This window comes from Aquiflexum gelatinilyticum (assembly GCF_024741135.1).
GTDB lineage: Bacteria > Bacteroidota > Bacteroidia > Cytophagales > Cyclobacteriaceae > Cognataquiflexum > Cognataquiflexum gelatinilyticum.
Map to the genome: position 1 here is coordinate 148,824 of NZ_JANSUY010000011.1, position 21,201 is coordinate 170,024.

The following is a 21,201-nucleotide window of genomic DNA, read 5'->3' on the forward strand; positions in this document are numbered from 1 at the left end:
AAAAAAACCTCCTTTTTGGAGGTTTTTTTTCCGTTTGATGTAATGGGAATAATCAGAAAGCTCCTTTAAAGCCTTCCATTTTTTGGTCCACCTGAGTGTCAACCATAAATGACAATCTTACTTTTTCCCACGCCATAGTCACCTTGGCCACTTTGTTGTTTTCTGCAGAAATGGTGTAAGAAAGTCTTTCCTGAGAATCCGCTGTCATTACGGGAGTTACTTTGATAGCAACTGCATCATCTTTTGCCATTGCTTCCTCGTCGATTTTGCCGTCTTTCATGTAGGTAAAAACTGAATTGGCTTTACCGTTAAGGTGAACAGTCCACTCGCCAGAAGCCATTGGTGTGATGAAAATGGAATATTTGCCGGCGCGAAGGTTTTTGCCGCCAACACTTACTCCCGTACTGAATTCAATGATTGTTGTGGCATTGGCACCCGCTCTCCAGGTTACGCCATACTTTTCGATTTCCCCAAAAATCTGCCTTCCTTTCACAGCAGGAGAAGAATAGTCGATACTGATTTTGGTGAAACCTACATTTTGGGAAACAAAAGCGGCCGGGCTTGCAGCAGGGGACTGAAGTTGTGCATTAGACTGAACTGTAGCTGCCAAAAACAACATCAAGGTCATTGCAAAGAAATAGATTCTGGTGTTTTTCATAATTTTAATAATTTGGATTTATGGAATGGTGAAGATACGATAAGGAATGGAAATTTAATCTCCAAGAAGAGATCAACAAAATTTTGGATTCCTCAATAAATAAAACATTTTTGTTTTAAAAAGCGGCCTTTGAGTTCAAACATAATTATCGATTGGCAAGAAACCAATCCCGTTTGGGAAAAATTCGCGGTCTCTCCGCTTTTGGATGAGCTTCATATAATCCGGATTGGGATAGCAAATAACTTGGAGAAAATCCTGCGGCATACGGGATTATTAAGCGGGGAAGAATTAATAAAATCAGAAAGATTTGTGAGAGAACAGGACAAATACAGTTTTCTTGCCAGCTCCGTAATGAAGAAAATACTTTGCAGTTACTATATCGGTTGTGAACCACAATCAGTAGAATTTGAGGTAAACGAATTCAACAAGCCCAAAATCAAAATCCAAAAAGACATCCATTACAATACCTCGCATTCAGGTGATTGGCTCCTATTTATTTTTTCCAACAATCCCTGTGGCATTGATGTGGAGAGAATAAATCCTGAATTTGATTATATATCCATTTTGGAAATGTCTTTTCATCATGATGAAATTGATTTTATTCAAAAATCAAAAGAACCAATCAACCAATTTTTCAAAATCTGGACAATTAAAGAATCTATATTGAAAGCGGAAGGAACAGGTCTGATGGACAATCTCAATGAATTAAATACACTCCAAGATTTTGCTAAATTGCCGGAAAACACGGATCCTTGGAATACCAAAAGCTTGTTGATCGAAGAAGATTATTGGTGTAGCCTGTGCTTTAAAAATGCTTCTTCAAAAATTAAATACTTTGAGTTTTGAAAACTCCTTCATTCCTTCCCATTTATCCAACCAAAAAATAATTCTATGAAGCCCAAAAATCCTTTAAAGCTGTTTTTGATTGTTCTGGCCCATTTTTTTATCACTGTTTCTTTTGCCCAACAAGGCGATATCAAATGGTCAAATGATGGCACAGCTTATTTCAGTGTCGAACAAAGCGAGATCGTACAATACACCTTGCCTGCAAACGACAGAAAAGTGCTCGTCAGCAAACAACAATTGACTCCTACAGGAAAAAGCGAACCGCTCAAATTGGACTTGTATGCGTTCTCGGATGACAATTCCAAGCTGCTTATTTTCACTAATTCCAAACAGGTCTGGAGAATCAACACCCGTGGTGATTATTGGGTTTTGGATCTGAAGGACAACAGCCTAAAACAATTGGGCAAATCAAGGCCTGAATCTTCGCTCATGTTTGCAAAAATATCCCCTGACGGCACCAAAGCAGTTTATGTCAGCGAATACAACATCTACTTGGAAGATCTCGCAACACAGACCACCACCGCACTTACCAAAGACGGAAACAGAAAATTCATTAACGGAACATTCGATTGGGTATATGAGGAAGAATTTGCCTGCCGAGATGGTTTCCGTTGGAGTAATGACAGCAAGTCGATCGCATTTTGGCAATTGGATGCAGAAGGAACAAGGGATTATTACATGATCAATAATACCGACTCGGTGTATTCCAGAATCATTCCTGTAGAGTATCCAAAAGTCGGTGAAAGCCCTTCAGCAGCTCGGATCGGCGTGATTGATATTGCTACCTCCAAAACCAAATGGATGGATATCGAAGGTGACCCAAGACAACATTATCTCGTCAGGTTGGAGTTTATTCCCGGGACAAATGAATTTCTGGTACAGCAGCTGAACCGCAAACAAAACGAAAGCAAAATCCTGAGGGTCGATGCGGCTACCGGAAAAACAAAACTTATCCATACAGAAAGAGATCCTGCTTGGGTAGAAGTGATGGTTCCAGGGGAAAATACTTACGACATAGATTTCAAGCATCCCATGCATTGGCTTGCAGGTGGAAAAGAATTTCTTTGGTCAAGTGAAAAAGGAGGATGGAGACAATTGTACAGGATCAGTACCGACGGGACCAAAGAGGTTTTGGTCACACCGGGAAGCTATGATGCCATTTCATTAAAAGGCTATGATGAAAAAAGCGGATTGGTATATTTCATTGCCTCTCCTGACAATGCTACCCAAAAATATCTTTACCGTACCAGATTGGATGGCAAAGGAAAATTGGAAAGGGTTTCCCCTGTAGGATTTGAGGGAACACATAGTTACAACATTTCTCCCAATGCCAAATTTGCACAACATCGTTTTTCCAACCATTACACCAAACCCTTGGCTGAAATGGTGAGTCTGCCAAAGCATCAGGCTTTGAATGAAAAGGAAAGCATCGCTGCTAACCTCGCTGGTGCGCAAGTGCAAAAGACAACAGAGTTTTTTAAAATCACCACGGAAGAAGGCGTCGAAATGGACGGGTGGATGGTAAAGCCTGTAAACTTTGACCCAGCAAAAAAATATCCTGTTCTATTTTATGTCTATACCGAACCTTGGGGTGCGACAGTTGCAGATGCTTTTGGTGCGACCAGAAACCGGTACTACAGAGGTGACATGCGCCAAGACGGATATATCTACATCTCCTTGGACAACCGTGGTACGCCTGCGCCAAAAGGGAGCGCTTGGAGAAAATCCATCTACCGCAAAATTGGTGACATCAATATCCGCGACCAAGCCCTTGGTGCAAAGGAAATCCTAAAGTGGTCATTTGTGGATCCCGAAAGGATCGCAGTTTGGGGCTGGAGTGGCGGGGGTTCAGCTACACTCAACCTGATGTTCCAATACCCTGAAATCTACAAGACAGGCATTTCCGGAGCAGCAGTAGCTAACCAACTCACTTATGATAATATCTATCAGGAAAGATATATGGGCTTGCCTCAGGAAAATTTGGAAGACTTTGTTAACGGTTCTCCTCTGACTCATGCCAAAAATCTGAAGGGCAACTTGCTCTATATCCATGGTACCGCCGATGACAATGTCCATTACCAAAACGCCGACATGCTCATCAACGAACTGATCAAGCATAACAAGCAATTTCAGGTCATGCCCTATCCCAACAGGTCTCATGGGATCTCAGGCGGAGATGCTGCATACCTTCACTTATCGACATTGTATACCAATTATTTGAAGAAATATTGCCCGCCGGGAGGAAGGTAAAATCAACAGATTCAAAGGCAAAATTCATCCTAATTTCAAAGCTTTCCTTAGGAAAAGTGTGATGATTTACATTTTTTCCTTTGAAAAAGTGTATTTGATTACATTTATTCCTTTGGAAAAGTGTAGATCATAGTTAAGGGAGGACAAACTGAAATCCAAAACCTGTAATGAAGTGGACAAATCCTCTCATGATTTAAATCATATTCTTCCGATTATGAAAATCGATGAGGACAATCTAAATTCACATAAAAGTAAATCGGCCAAACATTGGATCTATTTGACCTAAATAACAGTTAACCATGGACAAAATTATAGATTTAGATAAAGCCAAAGCCTTCCTATTGGAGTTTTTGCAGCAGGAGGCTGATCCAAAATCCATCGAATGGCTCTTGGTCCAAAAAGAAAAAATCCAATCAGAATCTTCTTACCTGAAGTTTTATATGGCCTTTGGTCAGGCATCGAGGTATTTCAAAAAATACCTATTACAGCCTTCTGAAAGTCAAAAAAACGAAGCAAATACTTTGCTTCAAGGTTTCCGTCCCGATACTTGGGACCAGCTGCAGACAGCAAGAACTTACCTCTTGCTTCACTTTGAAGAAAGAGACCCGACATCTTGGGTGACGGCGATGAACAAACTTTTTGAAACCGGCGACATGCACGAACAGCAGTCCCTTTATGCCGCCATTCCTTTGATGCCTTTCCAAAAAGAAATGAAGGATCGTGCTATCGAAGGTCTCAGAACCAACATCAGTTCTATCTTTGATGCCATTGCCCTGAACAATCCATATCCTGCGGCTAATTTTGATGAAAGGGCTTGGAATCAGATGGTGATCAAGTCCATTTTCCTGCTCCGACCTTTATATCAAATCGAAGGAGCGGATGAAAGGGCCAATCCTCAACTTGCCAATATCCTGATCGACTTTGCCCATGAAAGATGGGCAGCAGGACGTAAAGTGATGCCTGAGCTTTGGCGTTTTGTCGGGCCTTTTATCAATGAAGAAAACATAAAAGACATAGAGGTAGTATTACAGACCGGAGACCCGCTTCAGGAAAAGGCCGCGCTTTTGGCTTGCATCAAAAGCAGCTTTGACAAAGCAAGGAACCTGCTTGATGAAAACCATGTCATCAAAGAAGCCATCGAAACCGGAGGAATTACCTGGGAATCAATAGGAAAGGAATTCCAGGAAACGCTTCCTAAATAGGCTTCAAGTAATATTCCTAACAGGTTTTGAGTTCAATAGAACCTGCTGTGGACTATGGACTGTTGACTATGGACCATTTAAATAATATAGTTTACCCACATAAAAATATCACAAAATGGAAATGTTTATAGATCCCCATATTCATGTTGTTTCCAGGACTACTGATGACTACGAAGCCATGCGCAAAGCAGGAATCGTAGCGATCATCGAACCGGCTTTTTGGTTGGGTCAGCCACGAACTGAGGTGGGAAGCTTCAAAGATTATTTCAGCACCTTGGTCGGTTGGGAGCGGTTCCGCGCCAAGCAATTCGGCATCGTCCATTATTGTACGATGGGGCTGAATTCGAAAGAAGCTAATAATGTTCCTTTGGCCGAAGAAGTAATGGAATTGTTGCCTTTGTATGTGGGGAAGGAAGGCGTCGTCGCCATCGGAGAAATCGGCTATGATGACCAAACGGAAGCTGAGGACCGTTTTTACCGCCTTCAACTTGAATTGGCCAAGGAAGTGAATCTTCCGGTTTTGATCCATACCCCACATAGGGATAAGAAAAAAGGAACTTACCGCAGCATGGATGTCAGTGAAGAACATGGCCTGCCGCCAAGCATGGTCATCGTCGACCATAACAATGAAGAAACCGTCAAAGAGGTTTTGGACAGGGGTTATTGGGCAGCATTTACCATTTATCCACACACCAAAATGGGAAGTGAGCGGATGGCAGAGATTGTAAAGCATTACGGTCCCGAAAGGATAATTGTAGACAGTGCCGCTGATTGGGGTATCAGTGACCCTTTGGCGGTTCCAAAAACAGCCGCTTTGATGAGGAAAATGGGAATTCCTGAAGAACATATCCGCATGACATGCTACCAAAATGCCCTGACAGCCTATTCCCAAAGTGGACAGATGGATGAAATGGATTGGCTCAAACCGGAACCGATTGACCAAAGAGAAAGGCAATTTGGCAACTCCGTTCTCAGAGGCGGACAGACCCCAAGAGTCGAAGGATCTGACATTGTGGAGAATTAAGCATGTCAAAAATCAAAGCCTACCTTCAACTCACCCGCCCCGCAAACATCGTCACTGCCATCGCAGATATTTGGGCAGGCTTCGCCGTCGCAGGCGGAGCTTTGGTCATTTTTGCGGACCAAACCAGATTGATTGACTCTCCTGTTTTTCATAATCTGCTTTGGCTGACACTTTCCACCATCGGATTGTATGGCGGCGGTGTGGCATTCAATGATGTGTTCGATGCTGAATTGGATGCAAAAGAAAGACCCGAAAGACCTATTCCAAGCGGAAGAGTTTCCAAGGGAAAAGCTGCCTTGATGGCTTTTTTGTTGCTTTTGATCGGAATAATTGCCGCTTGGAATGTCAGTACTCTCAGCGCATTGATTGCTTTGACTGTCGCTGTTTTGGCGGTCTTGTATGATTATTGGGGCAAGCATCAGTTTATTTTTGGTCCAATCAACATGGGCCTTTGCCGTGCAGGAAACCTTCTTTTGGGAATCAGTGCCTTCCCCGTCATGCTTCAGAGCTATTGGTATTTGGGATTTATACCGCTGATTTTTGTTGCTGCGATCACCATGATAAGCCGGGGCGAAGTCCATGGTAAAAACAGAAGAGCCCTGAAAGGTGGTTTTTTGATGTACATTTTCATCATACTTTCTATTGCTGCTTTAAGTATTCTGGAAGGAAATCGTTTTTTTCATGTCATTCCATTCATCGCACTTTTTGCCTACATGATATTCCCTCCTTTGATCAAGGCTATGCGTGAACAAATCCCCCAACTGATAGGAAAGGCCGTCAAAGCAGGGGTGATTTCCCTGATTATCCTCAATGCTTCCCTTGCAGCGGCATTTTCCGGATGGCAATTTGGTATAATTGTATTATTGTTATTGCCCATTTCAATTTACCTTGCCAAAAAATTCGCCGTTACTTGAAATTTTTTGCAATCATATTCAGTTGCAGATTAAGAAAACAAAAAGGCCATATTTGAGATTGAATAGAGACTTTGATAATTTAAGTTTATAAAAATGGAAAAGATTATTGAACAGACCTTCACCGTGCCGTTTCGGTATCAGGTTTGTTTTTTGGAAGGAATTTTTAATGTCAATAACCCAATGCTTGCTGATTTTCTGGACAACGGAAAAAAAGCAAAAGCCTTTTTTGTGGTGGACAGCGGTGTATCAGATGCTTTTCCAAATCTCCTCAACGATATCACGGAATACGCAAAAGCATACGAAAACAAGTTTTTGTTAAACTCAGAACCTTTGGTAGTCCCCGGTGGGGAAATATCCAAAAACGATGAAACCATTTTCAAGAAAATCGTGGATGCCACAAGCATTTACGGAATTGACAGACATTCCTATATCGTGGGAATCGGGGGCGGAGCAGTGTTGGATATGGTGGGTTTTGCGGCGGCTATTTCCCACAGGGGAATCAGACATATTCGGATCCCGACTACCGTACTATCTCAAAATGACTCAGGTGTAGGCGTCAAAAACGGCATCAATTCCTACGGAAAGAAAAATTACCTCGGTACTTTTGCACCTCCATATGCGGTGATCAATGATTTCAATTTTCTGACAACATTAGATGACAGGGATTGGAGATCCGGTATCTCAGAAGCTATCAAAGTCGCTTTGATCAAGGATTTAAGCTTTTTTGAGTGGTTGGAAAAACATGCCGATCAGCTCGCAAATAGGGTAATGGAGCCTATGCAGGAACTGATCATCAAATGTGCCCAAATGCACATGAACCATATCGCGGGCAAAGATCCTTTTGAAACAGGTTCGGCAAGACCTTTGGATTTTGGACATTGGGCAGCCCATAAACTGGAGCACCTTACCCACTATCAGGTCAGGCATGGTGAAGCCGTCGCAATTGGAATTGCTTTAGACAGTACCTATTCTTATCTCAAAGGAATGATCAGCCAAGCCGATCTGATGCGGATCATAAACCTGATCAAAACCTTGGGTTTTGAAATCTACCATCCGGAATTGTCGGGTCAGGCATTGCTCAAAGGATTGGAAGAATTCAGAGAGCACCTTGGCGGTGAACTCACCATTACCCTCTTGGAATCTATGGGCAAAGGGGTTGAAGTCCACCAAATGGACAATGAGCTGATTCTAAAATCCATTGATCAGCTTAAATTGTTTCACCAAGAAAATCTTGTTGCCCGTTCCTGATTTTTGGGTATAATTTGATTCATTCCTTAAACTCATGTATAAAAACGGTCACCATTTAACCTATTGTACCAATATCCATCCTGGAGAAAGCTGGGAGGCAACTTTTCAAAACCTCAAAGAATACATCCCAAGGATAAAAGCTAAGGTTTCTGCCAAAGCACCTTTTGGAATCGGACTTCGTTCATCCCACGAGGCTAGCCTGGAATTGGCAAAAACCGAAAACTTGGAGGAATTCAAAGCTTGGTTAGCAGCAAACGACTGTTATGTTTTTACCTTCAATGGATTTCCATACGGAGGTTTTCACAATCAGGTAGTAAAGGACGAAGTCCATCAACCAGATTGGACGACTCGTGAGAGATGGGCTTACACAGACCGACTTTTCGATATCCTTGCAGCGCTCCTTCCCGAAGGCATGGATGGCGGCATATCCACTTCTCCCCTATCATACAGATTTTGGCACAAAACCAAAGAGCAGTTGGATGCAGCCATACATACTTCAACTTTGCACCTTGCTAAAATCGCTGAAAAGCTATATTTAATCCATAAAAATTCAGGCAAACTCCTCCACCTTGACATCGAACCGGAACCGGATGGAATTCTGGAAAACACGCAGGAAGTGCTTGATTTCTATCAAAATTGGCTGGTTCCTGTTGGTGGGAAATACTTGACCGAGAAACTTGGAATCTCTTTCGAAGAAGCGGAATCCAGTATCAAAGAACATATTCGGATCTGCTATGACGTCTGTCATTTTGCGGTAGTTTATGAAAAACCCTCTGAAATATTTCAGGCATTCCGATCAGCAGGAATCAAAATCGGAAAAATCCAGATCAGTGCGGCATTGAAAGTAAATATCCCTTACGACAAATCTCAAAGGAAAGAACTTGAATCCCTGCTTAGCCCTTTTGCAGAGTCAACATACTTGCACCAAGTCGTAGCACGAAACTCTGACAGCAGCTTGGTTTCTTTCAATGATTTGCCGGAGGCCATGGAAACCTTAGAAAATACAGTTTCGGAAGAATGGAGAATCCATTACCATGTTCCGGTATTTTTGGCGGACTATGGGAAAATCGCCTCCACACAACAAGACATCATTGATGTGTTGAATTACATCTCCAAAGACCCTCTCTGCAATCACCTCGAAGTGGAAACATACACTTGGGAAGTGTTGCCGGAAAGCATCAACCTAGATTTGGGAGGATCGATCGTCCGGGAACTGCAGTGGGTCATACAAAACAGCAGCAATCCATGAAAAAAACAGTAGTCATAGATATCGTCGCTTTGTCCGGTCGTGTGATCGGCGAGCATACCCCATTTTTGAGAGATTGGATCGCAAAAGGTAAAAGCGCCACCATTGAGCCTGTCCTGCCTGCGGTCACCTGTTCGGCGCAATCAGTCTATCTGACAGGAAAATGGCCTTCGGAAAACGGCATCGTCGGTAACGGTTGGTATTTCAGGGACGAATGCGAAATCAAGTTTTGGAGACAATCCAACCAATTGGTACAATCCGATAAAATCTGGGACGTGGCTAAAAAAATCAATCCTGAGTTCACCGTTTCCAACATGTTTTGGTGGTACAACATGTACTCCAATGCGGATTATCAGGTGACCCCAAGGCCGCTTTATCCGTCCAACGGCCTTAAATTACCCGACTGCCACAGCCATCCGATGGACCTGAGAGACAGGTTGCAATCTGAGTTGGGACAGTTTCCGCTCTTTTCTTTCTGGGGACCAAACGCAAATATTGCCTCCACCAAATGGATTGCGGACGCTTCCAAAAAAGTGGACGAATGGCACAATCCTACACTGACGCTGATTTATTTGCCACATTTGGATTATAAGCTGCAACAGTGCGGCATTGATTTTTCAAAAATCGGAAAAGAACTGACTGAGATAGATGAAATTGCCAAAGACCTGATCGGGTACTATGAAAAGCAGGGTGCCAAGGTGATTTTGCTCTCCGAATACGGCATCACATCAGTCCATCACCCGATCCACATAAACAGGATTTTAAGAGAAAAAGGCTACATCGCTGTCAAAAATGAATTGGGATTGGAGACTTTGGACGCCGGAACATCTAAGGCTTTTGCCGTTTCTGATCACCAATTAGCACATATTTATGTCAAAGACAAAAAGGATATTCCGGCAGTCAAATCTTTGTTAGAAAGTATTCCCGGTATAGAATCGGTCTTGGATGAGGCAGGCAAAAAAGCCTTTCACCTTGACCATGAAAGATCAGGGGAATTGGTGGCAGTCGCTGACAAAGATTCCTGGTTTACCTATTATTTTTGGTTGGATGATGCCAAAGCACCGGACTACGCACGCTGTGTGGACATCCACCGGAAACCTGGATATGATCCTGTGGAGATGTTTGCCGACCCAGAAATCAAAATGCTGAAAGCCACTGTCGGCCTCAAAATCCTGAAGAAAAAACTTGGTTTTCGGTACCTGATGGACATCATTCCTTTGGATGCTACTTTGGTCAAAGGTTCCCATGGTGCCATTCCCAAGGACAGCTTAGACCATCCTGTATTTATTAGCCAAGATCCGGCATTGAATTCCAAAGCAAAACTCTCTCCCATCGAAATCCAGGATTTGATCTTGAAATCGGTTTTTGGGGAAAATAGCATGAACCTAACCGGATGATCTGGAAATCGGGGATTTTTGTGCAGGAAAAATTGAATCCACTATCCTGACGATTTTCTTGGAAAAAGTCAGCCCACTTTGTATTTAGACACGACTAATTTAAAAAAATGGAATTAGCGAAAGGAATTATTATTCCAGTTGTTGCGGACTTTGTTTTAAGTCCTGACGTATTATATAGTGAAGAACTAACGGGGATTTATTTTCAAACAGGTGACGGACAATTTGGACGTATAACATTTGAAAACTTAGACGCTTTGAAAATTTCCAGAGGTGAAAATTTGCCATTCACAGAAAATTGGGAGGAAGGACAAGAATATCCTTGGGTATATAAAATTGAAAATTCAAAGTGGCTAAAAGAACGCTTCGACTATGAGAATGAAAACTATGGCAGATCTTATGAATTTGGAAGTAATGTGAACGAAATGCTAACGGACTTTTCTCACTTTGTTTTCAAATTTCACGACCAATTTCTAGAAGTCATTGAAAGAGGATTTTGGTTTGAGAAAGACAAAACAAGTTTGTTTAAAAGAGAACTTCAAGTTGGACATCCATTTTTAAACTTGCCAGACACTAATACAGAAAAGTTTGTTTCACACAATTTGACTTGCCAAGTAAGGACAAACTCATCACCTCTAAACAAACTTGTTTCAGACGCTAAATTTTGCTCACAAAAGCTTATAGAATTTGCATTAGAACTTGACGGCATAGCATCGGTGGACAATTCACTAATTTTATCTTACAGAAATGGAAAACTTATAAGCATTCTCAAAGGTTTTTTTGGGAAACAAATTTTGGAGTTTGACGGTATTGCAAAACTGACAGATGCAAAACCCTATATAGAAAAATATATTGGAGAAGTTTATGAAAGAAGAAAATCAATTGCGAAATAAAAAACGAACCACTAACAGGATATTAGATATAGGAGATTTTCGTGCTCCGAAGCCAGATTTCTGTACCTAGAAACTTTGTGCAGCGCATCAACATTGGTAATAAAAGGCTACCAATAGCTATTCTGCAAACCTAAAAAAAATTGAAGCATTATTTTTGCTCTAAAAATTTGTATTTACAACCCCGTCGTCCTAGTATTTTCTCCCCTAGTTTGGATCAGGTGCTTTCGGATTTCGTATCGGCGATAAAAACCTATTGGATCCAAAGCCCCGTCTGATTGCAACCGGGCTTCTTTCAATAATGGCCTCACAGCTGTCAGGAAGGCTTTTTGCAGGATATTAAAAGTTTTTTCTAATAGCAATTTTCAGTCTCAGGAAATGGCCGAAAAAAGTTAAAAAAATGGCTAACTCATTTTAGCTAAAAAAAACGTTTAATATAATTCCCCATACTATAAAAAGTTGACTTCGTATGCTAGCGGTGCTATTGGAAACTTGTCTAAATCCAGACCGACTACAAGGATTAGGCATCGATACCAACTAAATTTGATGATTTTTATTTATGTTAGTCAAAATTTTATATAAGAAATGAAAGAAAAAATAAGGGGACTTTTTAGGAGGAACAACAATGAGCCAAAGTTGCTATTTTATTTTTCATTCTTTTATTTCCTGTTTGCAATAATGTACTCTGTTGGTGACTTAAAGGGGGATTATCCTTTAATCTTGGTTATCAGTGGGATTTTGCTTCATATCATAGCATTTCTTGTCTGGAGCGAGAAGAATTCTGTGAGGTTTAAAAATGACTCTTTAAGAAGACCTAAATATTTTAAAAAACATAGAGTGCCTGTTTACAAAATTTTGCCAATAGGACTAATGTTAACTTACATTTCAAGTATTTTGTATGACTTCTCACGAACAGATTATAATGGATTATCTATATTCTCGATTATTATCCTATTTTTAACCGCAATGCCAATGATAATTTACTTTTCCATTCTTGGAGGATACTTTAGTAGAAAGTTGCTAAATGTTTTTTGGATAAAAATTCCAATTGTCAACTACATCTATTGTATTATTGTGGTTATTTTAATAGTTATGGAGTCTAAATAATTTAAAAAACAAGCATCAACATTGTGTAAAAATAGCGGTATAAGAAACTAATTGTCATTTTCACCTTTGTTGTTGTTAAATAAGTTTTAGCGATTCATAATCAGCTACTTATTCCATAACAAATTGTTATGTACCATTCCTCCTAATTATAAAAAATTGACTTAATATGCTAACAGGGGAAAGGAAGCCTGGCTAAATTTCCCCTGAAAATAAAAATAGGCTCCGAACCAGCCCAATTTGAGGCTTTTTTATTTAGTTAGTCTGAACATCTATCGTGTGTCTAGCTATTTTATTAAAATGTTAGTCTAATAATTTTTTCAAGGTATCGGCATCGGGTAAGGCATTTTTGAATTTTGCAGGAAGTTCTTCTGTGGTTTTATAAATGGCTACCCCCATTGCTTTATTAAAATCTCGGAAGCTGTATTCGACAATTCTATTGTTTTTCTCTTTGCAAAGAATTATGCCAATAGATGGATTTTCGTGAGGCTGCCTGATTAAATCATCCATTACTGAGAGATAGAAATTCATTTTACCGAGATATTCGGGTTTGAATTTCCCGGTTTTGAGTTCAAAGGCTACTAGACACTGAAGTTTTCGGTTAAAGAAAAGTAAGTCCACAAAGTATTCTTGTTCTTCCACAATCAACCGATACTGATTGCCCATAAAGGCAAAGTCGTTTCCAAGGGAAAAGATAAACTTTCTGATATTGTTCACAATTCCCTTTTCTAATGTCCGCTCATCATCTTCATCTTCAGGTTGAATATTGATAAAATCGAGCAGATATTCATCTTTGAATGTTTTTAGGGCCTTTTCTCTATGGATTTCATTTAAAGTGTAGTTAAAATTATTGGGAAGCGAACCCTGTTGTTGAAAGAGTTTACCAGCCATTTGCTTTTCTAAATGACGATAATTCCAGAATTCAGTTGCGACCTTGGTCAGGTAAAAGCAAGCTTCATCAAAGCTTTGGCTCTTTGTAGCTATGCTAAAGTGGTGGGTAAAGCTGACAGAAAAAAAGAACCCAGCAAAATTTTCGGGTAATTGGTTCGGCAGTGCCGAACTGAATTCAAGTGTATTACTTAGCAATTGGTTCGGCAGTGCCGAACCAAATCCAAATTTTAAATGAACCATCCAAAATTCAGCAAAAACCCGCATTTTCTTTAGGTTTCCACTTGAAAAGCCTCTTAGTCCCGGCAACTCGTTTTGTAATTCAAGAGAAATCTGATCTAAAACTTTACTTCCCCAAGCTTCTTTGGAAGCAGTTTCGCTGATTTTTTTACCAATCCCAAAATAAAGAACAATCAACTCCTTGTTTACCAACCTGGCAGCTTGGTAACGGCTACTTAGTATAGCCTGCTTTAATTCGAGAATGATATTTTTGTTTAAAGCCATCTTTATTTGATTAAATACACTGAAAAACAAAAGTCGAATTCCGGACGGGGTAATGTTATTGAATCTGCGATTCTTTTTTCACTGATTAAAAGCTACATATAAAATTTACAACCCCGTCGCCCTAGTATTCTCCCCCCTTTTTTGGATCAGCTGCTTTCGGATTTCATGTTGTCTGTAAATGGAAATGGGTTCCAAAGCCCCGCCTGACTGCAGCCGGGCTTCTTTCAATAATGGCCTCACATCTGTCAAAAAAGCTTTTTGTAGGATTTCCTGCGCCATCACCACATCGCCGTTAAGTTGGTACATGGTAAGTTTAACCCGATCCACCAATAAGGATTTGGCATAAGCGATCTTAATTGCTACCAAAGCCTGCATCAGGTCCTCCAAAGGATCTTTGGTATTATGACTCGCATCGATCATCCAAGAGATACTTTCCCAAGATTGACAACCGTCTTCTGTGCCTGCCACAAGTTCAAGGAAAATCAGAAACAACTGATAAGGTTTGATACTACCTGTCGTCAGGTCATCATCTCCAAACTTAGAATCGTTGAAATGGAATCCTGCCAACTGATTTTGCCCCAATAAAATCCCCACAATCTGCTCGATATTGGTATTGGGAAGGTGGTGTCCAAGATCGACAAGGACTTTGGCCCGGTCTCCCAATTGCCTGCACAGCAAATGCGAGGTACCCCAATCCGGAATCACAGTACTGTAAAAATTCGGTTCGTAAGGTTTGTACTCCAACAGCAGTTTCCAGTCTTCAGGCATTGAAGCATAGATTTTTTGAAGGGATTCAAAGGTATTGTCCAAAGCCCTACGGAAACTTTGCTGACCTGGAAAGTTGCTCCCATCGGCCAACCAAACCGTCAGTCCTTTGCTACCCAACTTTTCCCCAACTTCAATCACTTGTTTATTGTGGGCAACTGCCTGTTCTCTGACCTTTGGGTCATTGTGACTTAGCGAACCAAATTTATAGCTTTTCTCCTGCCCATAATCCTGAAAGGTATTTGAATTGACGGCATCAAATCCGATGTTGTGACATTTGGCAAGCTGCATGATTGCCTCATAATCCGATGGGATGTCCCAAGGAATATGCAGAGAAACAGCATCTGTGCTTTTGGTGAGTTTAGCCAAAAGGCCGATGTCTTCAATTTTTTCTTCCAAAGACCTCGGCTCTCCCCCGATTCCAAATCTCCCGAATCTTGTTCCTCCTGCACCCAATGCCCAACTTGGTACAGCGATCTGAAAACTGCGGATTTTCGAAAGTATTTTCTCTACAGAAATCCCTCCATCCTCCAATTGCGAAGCCAAAGTAGCAAAGAACTTCTGATGAAGGGCTACATATCTGGAATTAGATTCCTGTATATTTTCAGTTGTCAGCTGCATTGTCTTTGTCCGTTTTTTTGTTGATCCAAAAAGGCGAAGTGCCAAACCACAACACCATCCCAACCGCCATCAGGGTCGTATTGGTCTGCATGTCAATTTTACCCAAAAACACCAAAACGGATGGCACAATGGACATGGCCAAACCGATGTAAGAAATGATGATCAATAGGATTTTCATACGAGCGCCTCCTTTCCTTTTGGGTATATTGTTTTGGATAAAATCAAAAATGTGAATACGGCGATAAACCATCCGGGTAAACCAAGGAAGAAAATGTCGATTCCGAATCCGAGATTCAAACCCAGACAGACGGCCAAAGTAATCAGCCAGGTAAAGAAAGTGGCATATGAAAAGGAGATGTTCCGATTATACGCCATTTCCTGTGTAATCCCATACCTTGGAGAAAGGTAAAAATCCGCAAATATCACCGCTCCCATCGGCATCAGCACAAGTCCATACAAGGCTACAAAGTCCAATAGCTTCATCACCAAAGCCGGAAAGCATGCCGCTATAGTTGTTACCGCACCGACCCAAGCGGTCACTTTCCAGGTTTTCATTTTTGGGAAAACACCCTGCAAAGCCAGTCCTGCACGGTAGATCGTAGGATTGGCTGTTGACCACCCGGCGACTACCACACAAACAGCACCCGCCACGCCTGCGGCACCATAAGCTATCGGTCCAGGTGCAAATTCAGTAGAGAAATTGCTGCTTTGAAGAAATGCTGCATATAGAATTCCAGAAGAAATCCATGCAATGAAATGCCCGATAAACATCCCTGAAAATGAAAGGAATCCATATTTCCAGGATTTGGCATAGCGGAGAATCGTCAGGTCAGACATTCCGATGTGCATTGCCATATTGCAAAACCAGGCAAAGAACAGCACATGCCAAAAGGAAAACTTGCTCACTCCCTCCAAAGGAATACCCGTCCAGATCACTTTATTGGCAACAGCCCAAAAATCCGAAAATCGCGTAACTCCAAGTTCCGGCAAAATTGCCAAAGCCGCTGCCATAAATATCAAAATCATCCAAGGAGCCGCCACATTCGCAAATCTTGCGACTTGGTTATACCCTTTGATCGCTACCAAAGTGGTCAAAAAACCGATCAGCAAAACCACCAAAACCCAACCCACTGAGGTGGGAAGCCAGGTTGTGAGCGTTGGCATGGTCAGGTTAAATGGAATGCCGACGGCAGTCGCTGACACCGCGATCATCGAACCCGCCAAAAAGCAAAACATCAGCGCATTGACTACATTGTAGATCGATACCATCTTGTACCCACAGATCCGCTCCAATTGGTAATACAGCGTCATCCTTTTGGAAGTCGCTATCGGCGCCGTCATCAGTCCCCAACTCAATACTGCCAAAATATTTCCCAAAATCAATCCTGCAAAAAAATCAAAAGCACCGACACCGTGCGCAACAAAGAGCGGCCCAATGACAAATTCTGTTCCGGCAGTATGTTCTCCTGCATACATTCCCAGGAAACTCCGCCAACCTTTCTGCGCGGCTGCGGGAACAGGTTCTCGCTCGTATTCATTGACTGCCGGGCCGGTATTTTGGGTTTGTGGGCTCATAAGATCGGGTTAATCAGGTAAAGAAAAGAATAAAAATCCTGCTGCTATCCTGCACTGTCCGCACCAAACAAAAATGCAAAATTTTGAATAATTTGGGTTTAAATTGCCTCCTTTTCTTGCCATCTTGTAAACTAATTAGTGTAAATCCTCAAACCCACAATAACCTGTTGGATACGTTTTCCATGGGTTAGAATTATCCCTGACGGAAACTTTATGGAAGCCTATCTGATTTTTGATATCGGGAAAACCAACAAAAAAGCGATCCTCTACAACCCGGACTTTGATATCCTCGAAGAGTCGAGCATGCATGTGGCAGAGATCCAAGACGATGACGGTTTTCCCTGCGATGACCTGATGAAGGTCAGTGATTGGGTTTTGGAGGTGACAGAAAATTTTCTAAAGGATCCAAGGTACAAGGTCATCGGAATCAACTTTTCCGCCTATGGCGCCAGTTTGGTACATGTGGATGAAGCAGGAAAAGTCTGTACACCATTTTACAATTACCTGAAACCTGTTCCGGAATCCCTTTGGGAAAAGTTCTTGGCGGAAGAAGAAAATCTCCTCCAAAAAACCGCAAGCCCGGCCTTGAAGATGCTCAACAGCGGATTCCAGCTGTATTGGCTGAAGCATGAAAAACCGGAACTTTTCAAAAATATCCGTTACAGCTTCCACCTCCCACAATACTTTTCTTTTCTTTTGACAGGAGAAAAATGGAATGACTATACCGGCGTAGGTTGCCATACCTGTTTTTGGAATTTTGAAGAAAAGGATTTTGCCCATTGGGTAAAGAAAACATGGATTGAAAAAATCCTTCCTCCATTTCCCACAGAAACCGGAGTTGACAAAAATCTCTTTGGCCAAAATGTAAAAATAGGTTTTGGGATGCATGACAGTTCGGCGGCTTTGCTTCCGTACATCCGCTTGATAGACCGGCCTTTTATCCTAATTTCTACGGGAACATGGAGCATTTCCCTGAATCCATTTGATCAGGAAACATTGACTGCCGAAGAATTGGAAAGCGACTGTCTGAGTTTCTTGCAGCCTGACGGAAGGAAAGTGAAAGGAGCGCGGATTTTCCTTGGAAAGGAATACGAAATGCAAATCAACAGGATAGCTTCCCATTTTGGGGATACTGTCGAAAAGCTACAAAAACTGGAGTTCTCCCAAAAACAGATCAGATCCCTTTTCGCAGCAAACAAAAAAGATGTGTTCAGTCCCATCAGCTTCCAAGGTTCCGGACCAAAAGTCAAATGGGAAGGAATTGAAAATCCTTTGGATGATTTTACAAATGCTGAAGAAGCCTGCCTGCAACTGATGCTCGATCTGGCCAAATGGCAGCAATGCAGCACGGACCTGGTTTTGGGAAAAAGCAACGTCACGGATATCATCCTCACGGGTGGATTTACCAAGAACAAAACCTTTTTGGCTTTCCTTCAACTCCTTTATCCAAACAAAAAAATATACCTCAGCAATCAGCCAAGAGCATCCGCATTGGGGGCTTTGCTCGCTCTGGACCAAAGCAAATTGAAACAGGACATTCTCCGGATCAAGGAATTTGAAACCGGCTTTTAGCCCCATTCTTCCTACCTTAGAGACAAATTCCAAGATAGTACAGGACACATTAACAGCACCAAACCATCAATTTTAACCTATCAAAATTGAAACAAAAATGGGAAACAACAGCAAGAAATTTGAGCACGTCAGCTACCTCTGGGATGATGCCAAAGCCGACCAACTAAAGCACGATGAAGTGGCCATGCTCATCTACAGATCCAATATTTTGGGCGCTGACCTGAGAATCACCAACTATGGCGGCGGAAATACAAGTTGCAAAACCATTGAAAAAGACCCACTGACCGGCAATGACGTCCCTGTGATGTGGGTGAAAGGTTCCGGTGGAGATATCGGGACTTTAACCAAAAGCGGCTTGGCCGGCCTTTACCTCGACAGATTGCATTCCCTGAAAAAAATATACCGAGGCCTGGAATTCGAGGATGAAATGGTGGAGCTTTTCAACCACTGCATCTACGACCTGAATTCCAAAGCGCCTTCCATTGATACGCCATTGCATTCCTTTTTGCCTTATACCCATATTGACCATTTGCATCCGGATGCGCTGATCGCCATCGCAGCCGCGAAGGATGGTGAACAAATCATTCAGGACTTATTTGGCGGGAGCATCGCTTGGGTTCCCTGGCAAAGACCGGGTTTTGACCTTGGCTTGAAACTCGAAGAAGCCATCACCAAAAATCCAAACCTCCGGGGAATTGTCCTCGGTCAGCATGGACTTTTTACCTGGGGTGAAACAAGCTACGAATCCTATATCAACAGCCTTGAAGTCATCGAAACCTGCAGCCAATACCTCCACGCAAATTATGGAAAGGACAGGCCGGTTTTTGGTGGAACCAAGACCACAACTGCCTTGGACGAAACCCAAAGACGGGATCAGGCTGCCAAACTTGCTCCTACGCTCCGTGGTCTCTGTTCTTCGGAAGGCTTGATGGTCGGACATTTTACCGATGCCCCTGTTGTGATGGAATTTATCAACAGCGAAGATGTCGAACCGCTTGCGGCGATGGGTACAAGTTGCCCGGATCATTTTCTCCGAACCAAAATCTGCCCTTTGGTTTTGAATTTGGCACCGGAGGAAGATCTGACTGACAAAAGCCTGCTTGAAAAACTGAACAGCCAATTTGAAGGTTATAGGGCAAATTATGCCAAATACTACCATGACCACAAGCATCCAAACAGTCCTGAGATACGGGATGCCAATCCTGTAGTCATCATTTGGCCGGGGATCGGGATGTTTACTTTTGCCAAAAACAAGCAGACAGCACGTGTCGCGGCGGAGTTTTATATCAATGCCATCAACGTCATGAAAGGTGCCGAGGCGATATCGACTTATGTTTCGCTGCCTTTGCAAGAAGCGTTCAACATTGAGTATTGGTTGCTCGAGGAAGCCAAACTCCAAAGGATGCCTGCTGAAAAACCACTGTCAAGAAAAGTGGCTTTGGTCACCGGAAGTGCAGGAGGTATCGGGAAAGCCATCGCCGAAAAATATGCGAAAGAAGGTGCCTGTGTCGTTTTGACTGACATTGACAATACCAAACTCGCTGTTTCAGTGGCTGAGTTTGAGAAGAAATTTACCAAAGACAATGTCATCGGTGTCTACCTTGATGTGACCAAACCCGATACTTTGAAAGCATGTATCCGCGAAATCTGCCTCAACTATGGCGGTTTGGATATTGTGGTAAACAATGCAGGCATCAGCATCAGCCGTTCGTTGGAAGAGCATTCCTTGGAGGAGTGGGACAGGTTGTACGACATCTTGGTCAAAGGCCAATTTATCGTCTCCCAAATGGCCTTTGATGTGCTGAAAAAACAAAACAAAGGCGGAGATATCATCAACATTGTCAGCAAAAACGGGTTGGTGGCCGGTCCAAAAAACGCAGGCTATGGTTCTGCCAAAGCCGCCCAACTCCACCTCACCAGATTGATGGCAGCCGAATTGGGTGATTACAAAATCCGCGTCAACTCCATCAATCCCGATGCGGTGATTGAAAATTCGTCGATTTGGCAGAGTGGATGGGCAGAAGACAGGTCAAAAGCCTATGGCGTACCTTTGGAAGATTTACCAAAATTCTACGCAAGCAGGACACTTTTGAAGGAAGAAGTGAGGACAGAGGATATCGCCATGGCGGCTTTTGTCTTTGTGAGTGGCATGCTGAACAAAACCACCGGAAATATGCTGAATGTGGATGGAGGATTCGCAGCTTCTTTCCCACGATAATAGGATTTAATTTATTTTGGGTATCCAATTGAATGGAGTTTCTAAAATTAACTTTAGAGATGTTCTTAAGGCTTCGGGAATCGGGTATTCATTTTGACAGCTACTTTTTTTCTTGACAAAAAAAGTAGCCAAAAAAGTCAAGACGGCGGAATCCTATCCACGCACAAGGCCTGGGCCGGCCCGGTCCGCCGTCATTCCTTCCCGCCTCGAACAAATGAATTTCAGTTTAGGGTAGGGATTCGGTATCTACGGTACTTCCGTCTTCCGTCTTCCGGCCTGTCT

The 21,201-nt window shown here is 42.3% G+C and carries 18 protein-coding genes; 12 read left to right on the plus strand and 6 right to left on the minus strand.

The window, feature by feature from the left end; genetic code table 11:
* Positions 1–52: 52 nt before the first annotated feature.
* Entirely contained in the window at positions 53–658 is a 606-nt protein-coding gene (locus NU887_RS13275) for a DUF2911 domain-containing protein (RefSeq protein ID WP_258423863.1), read from the minus strand.
* A gap of 129 nt (positions 659–787) precedes the next feature.
* On the opposite strand from NU887_RS13275, the gene NU887_RS13280 reads away from it, so the two are divergent.
* The 9 genes from NU887_RS13280 to NU887_RS13320 all read left to right on the plus strand — a co-directional run bounded on the left by NU887_RS13280 (position 788) and on the right by NU887_RS13320 (position 11,675).
* Positions 788–1,504 carry a 4'-phosphopantetheinyl transferase family protein gene (locus tag NU887_RS13280; protein ID WP_258423864.1) on the plus strand — a complete coding sequence of 239 codons (717 nt, stop codon included), beginning with the start codon at positions 788–790 and terminating at the stop codon, positions 1,502–1,504.
* A gap of 45 nt (positions 1,505–1,549) precedes the next feature.
* On the plus strand, positions 1,550–3,754 hold the full coding sequence (locus NU887_RS13285; protein ID WP_258423865.1) for a S9 family peptidase: 2,205 nt from the start codon (positions 1,550–1,552) through the stop codon (positions 3,752–3,754).
* Between the two features lie 299 nt (positions 3,755–4,053).
* Entirely contained in the window at positions 4,054–4,956 is a 903-nt protein-coding gene (locus NU887_RS13290; protein WP_258423866.1) for an EboA domain-containing protein, read from the plus strand.
* 115 nt (positions 4,957–5,071) lie between these two features.
* On the plus strand, positions 5,072–5,980 hold the full coding sequence (locus tag NU887_RS13295; RefSeq protein ID WP_113925701.1) for a TatD family hydrolase: 909 nt from the start codon (positions 5,072–5,074) through the stop codon (positions 5,978–5,980).
* A gap of 2 nt (positions 5,981–5,982) precedes the next feature.
* Complete coding sequence (gene eboC, locus NU887_RS13300; RefSeq protein WP_258423867.1) at positions 5,983–6,894, plus strand: UbiA-like protein EboC; 912 nt, start codon at positions 5,983–5,985, stop codon at positions 6,892–6,894.
* Between the two features lie 93 nt (positions 6,895–6,987).
* Positions 6,988–8,142 carry a 3-dehydroquinate synthase gene (locus NU887_RS13305; protein ID WP_258423868.1) on the plus strand — a complete coding sequence of 385 codons (1,155 nt, stop codon included), beginning with the start codon at positions 6,988–6,990 and terminating at the stop codon, positions 8,140–8,142.
* A gap of 34 nt (positions 8,143–8,176) precedes the next feature.
* On the plus strand, positions 8,177–9,391 hold the full coding sequence (gene eboE, locus NU887_RS13310; RefSeq protein WP_258423869.1) for a metabolite traffic protein EboE: 1,215 nt from the start codon (positions 8,177–8,179) through the stop codon (positions 9,389–9,391).
* Positions 9,388–10,785 carry an alkaline phosphatase family protein gene (locus NU887_RS13315; protein ID WP_258423870.1) on the plus strand — a complete coding sequence of 466 codons (1,398 nt, stop codon included), beginning with the start codon at positions 9,388–9,390 and terminating at the stop codon, positions 10,783–10,785. The genes eboE and NU887_RS13315 overlap by 4 nt, the downstream gene beginning before the upstream one ends.
* 107 nt (positions 10,786–10,892) lie before the next feature.
* Positions 10,893–11,675: a hypothetical protein gene (locus NU887_RS13320; RefSeq protein ID WP_258423871.1), complete on the plus strand. Its 783-nt coding sequence runs from the start codon at positions 10,893–10,895 to the stop codon at positions 11,673–11,675.
* Positions 11,676–11,848: 173 nt separating this feature from the next.
* On the opposite strand, the gene NU887_RS13325 is transcribed toward NU887_RS13320, so the two are convergent.
* Positions 11,849–12,034 carry a hypothetical protein gene (locus tag NU887_RS13325; RefSeq protein ID WP_258423872.1) on the minus strand — a complete coding sequence of 62 codons (186 nt, stop codon included), beginning with the start codon at positions 12,032–12,034 and terminating at the stop codon, positions 11,849–11,851.
* 223 nt (positions 12,035–12,257) lie between these two features.
* On the opposite strand from NU887_RS13325, the gene NU887_RS13330 reads away from it, so the two are divergent.
* Positions 12,258–12,779, plus strand: a complete 522-nt coding sequence (locus NU887_RS13330; RefSeq protein ID WP_258423873.1) for a hypothetical protein — start codon at positions 12,258–12,260, stop codon at positions 12,777–12,779.
* A 300-nt stretch (positions 12,780–13,079) separates the two neighbouring features.
* Here the strand turns inward: NU887_RS13330 and NU887_RS13335 are convergent, their stop codons facing one another.
* The 4 genes from NU887_RS13335 to NU887_RS13350 form a co-directional block, all read right to left on the minus strand.
* Positions 13,080–14,168, minus strand: coding sequence for a PDDEXK nuclease domain-containing protein (locus NU887_RS13335; protein WP_258423874.1), 1,089 nt, complete (start codon positions 14,166–14,168; stop codon positions 13,080–13,082).
* Between the two features lie 105 nt (positions 14,169–14,273).
* On the minus strand, positions 14,274–15,554 hold the full coding sequence (locus NU887_RS13340; RefSeq protein ID WP_258423875.1) for a sugar isomerase: 1,281 nt from the start codon (positions 15,552–15,554) through the stop codon (positions 14,274–14,276).
* A complete protein-coding gene (locus NU887_RS13345) occupies positions 15,538–15,732 on the minus strand; it encodes a hypothetical protein (protein ID WP_258423876.1) in 195 nt (64 codons plus the stop codon). The genes NU887_RS13340 and NU887_RS13345 overlap by 17 nt, the downstream gene beginning before the upstream one ends.
* Complete coding sequence (locus NU887_RS13350; RefSeq protein WP_258423877.1) at positions 15,729–17,129, minus strand: purine-cytosine permease family protein; 1,401 nt, start codon at positions 17,127–17,129, stop codon at positions 15,729–15,731. Before NU887_RS13350 ends, NU887_RS13345 begins: the two co-directional genes overlap by 4 nt.
* A 213-nt stretch (positions 17,130–17,342) precedes the next feature.
* On the opposite strand from NU887_RS13350, the gene NU887_RS13355 reads away from it, so the two are divergent.
* Positions 17,343–18,701, plus strand: a complete 1,359-nt coding sequence (locus NU887_RS13355; protein ID WP_258423878.1) for an FGGY-family carbohydrate kinase — start codon at positions 17,343–17,345, stop codon at positions 18,699–18,701.
* 97 nt (positions 18,702–18,798) lie between these two features.
* A complete protein-coding gene (locus tag NU887_RS13360) occupies positions 18,799–20,919 on the plus strand; it encodes a bifunctional rhamnulose-1-phosphate aldolase/short-chain dehydrogenase (RefSeq protein ID WP_258423879.1) in 2,121 nt (706 codons plus the stop codon).
* Positions 20,920–21,201 lie beyond the last annotated feature (282 nt).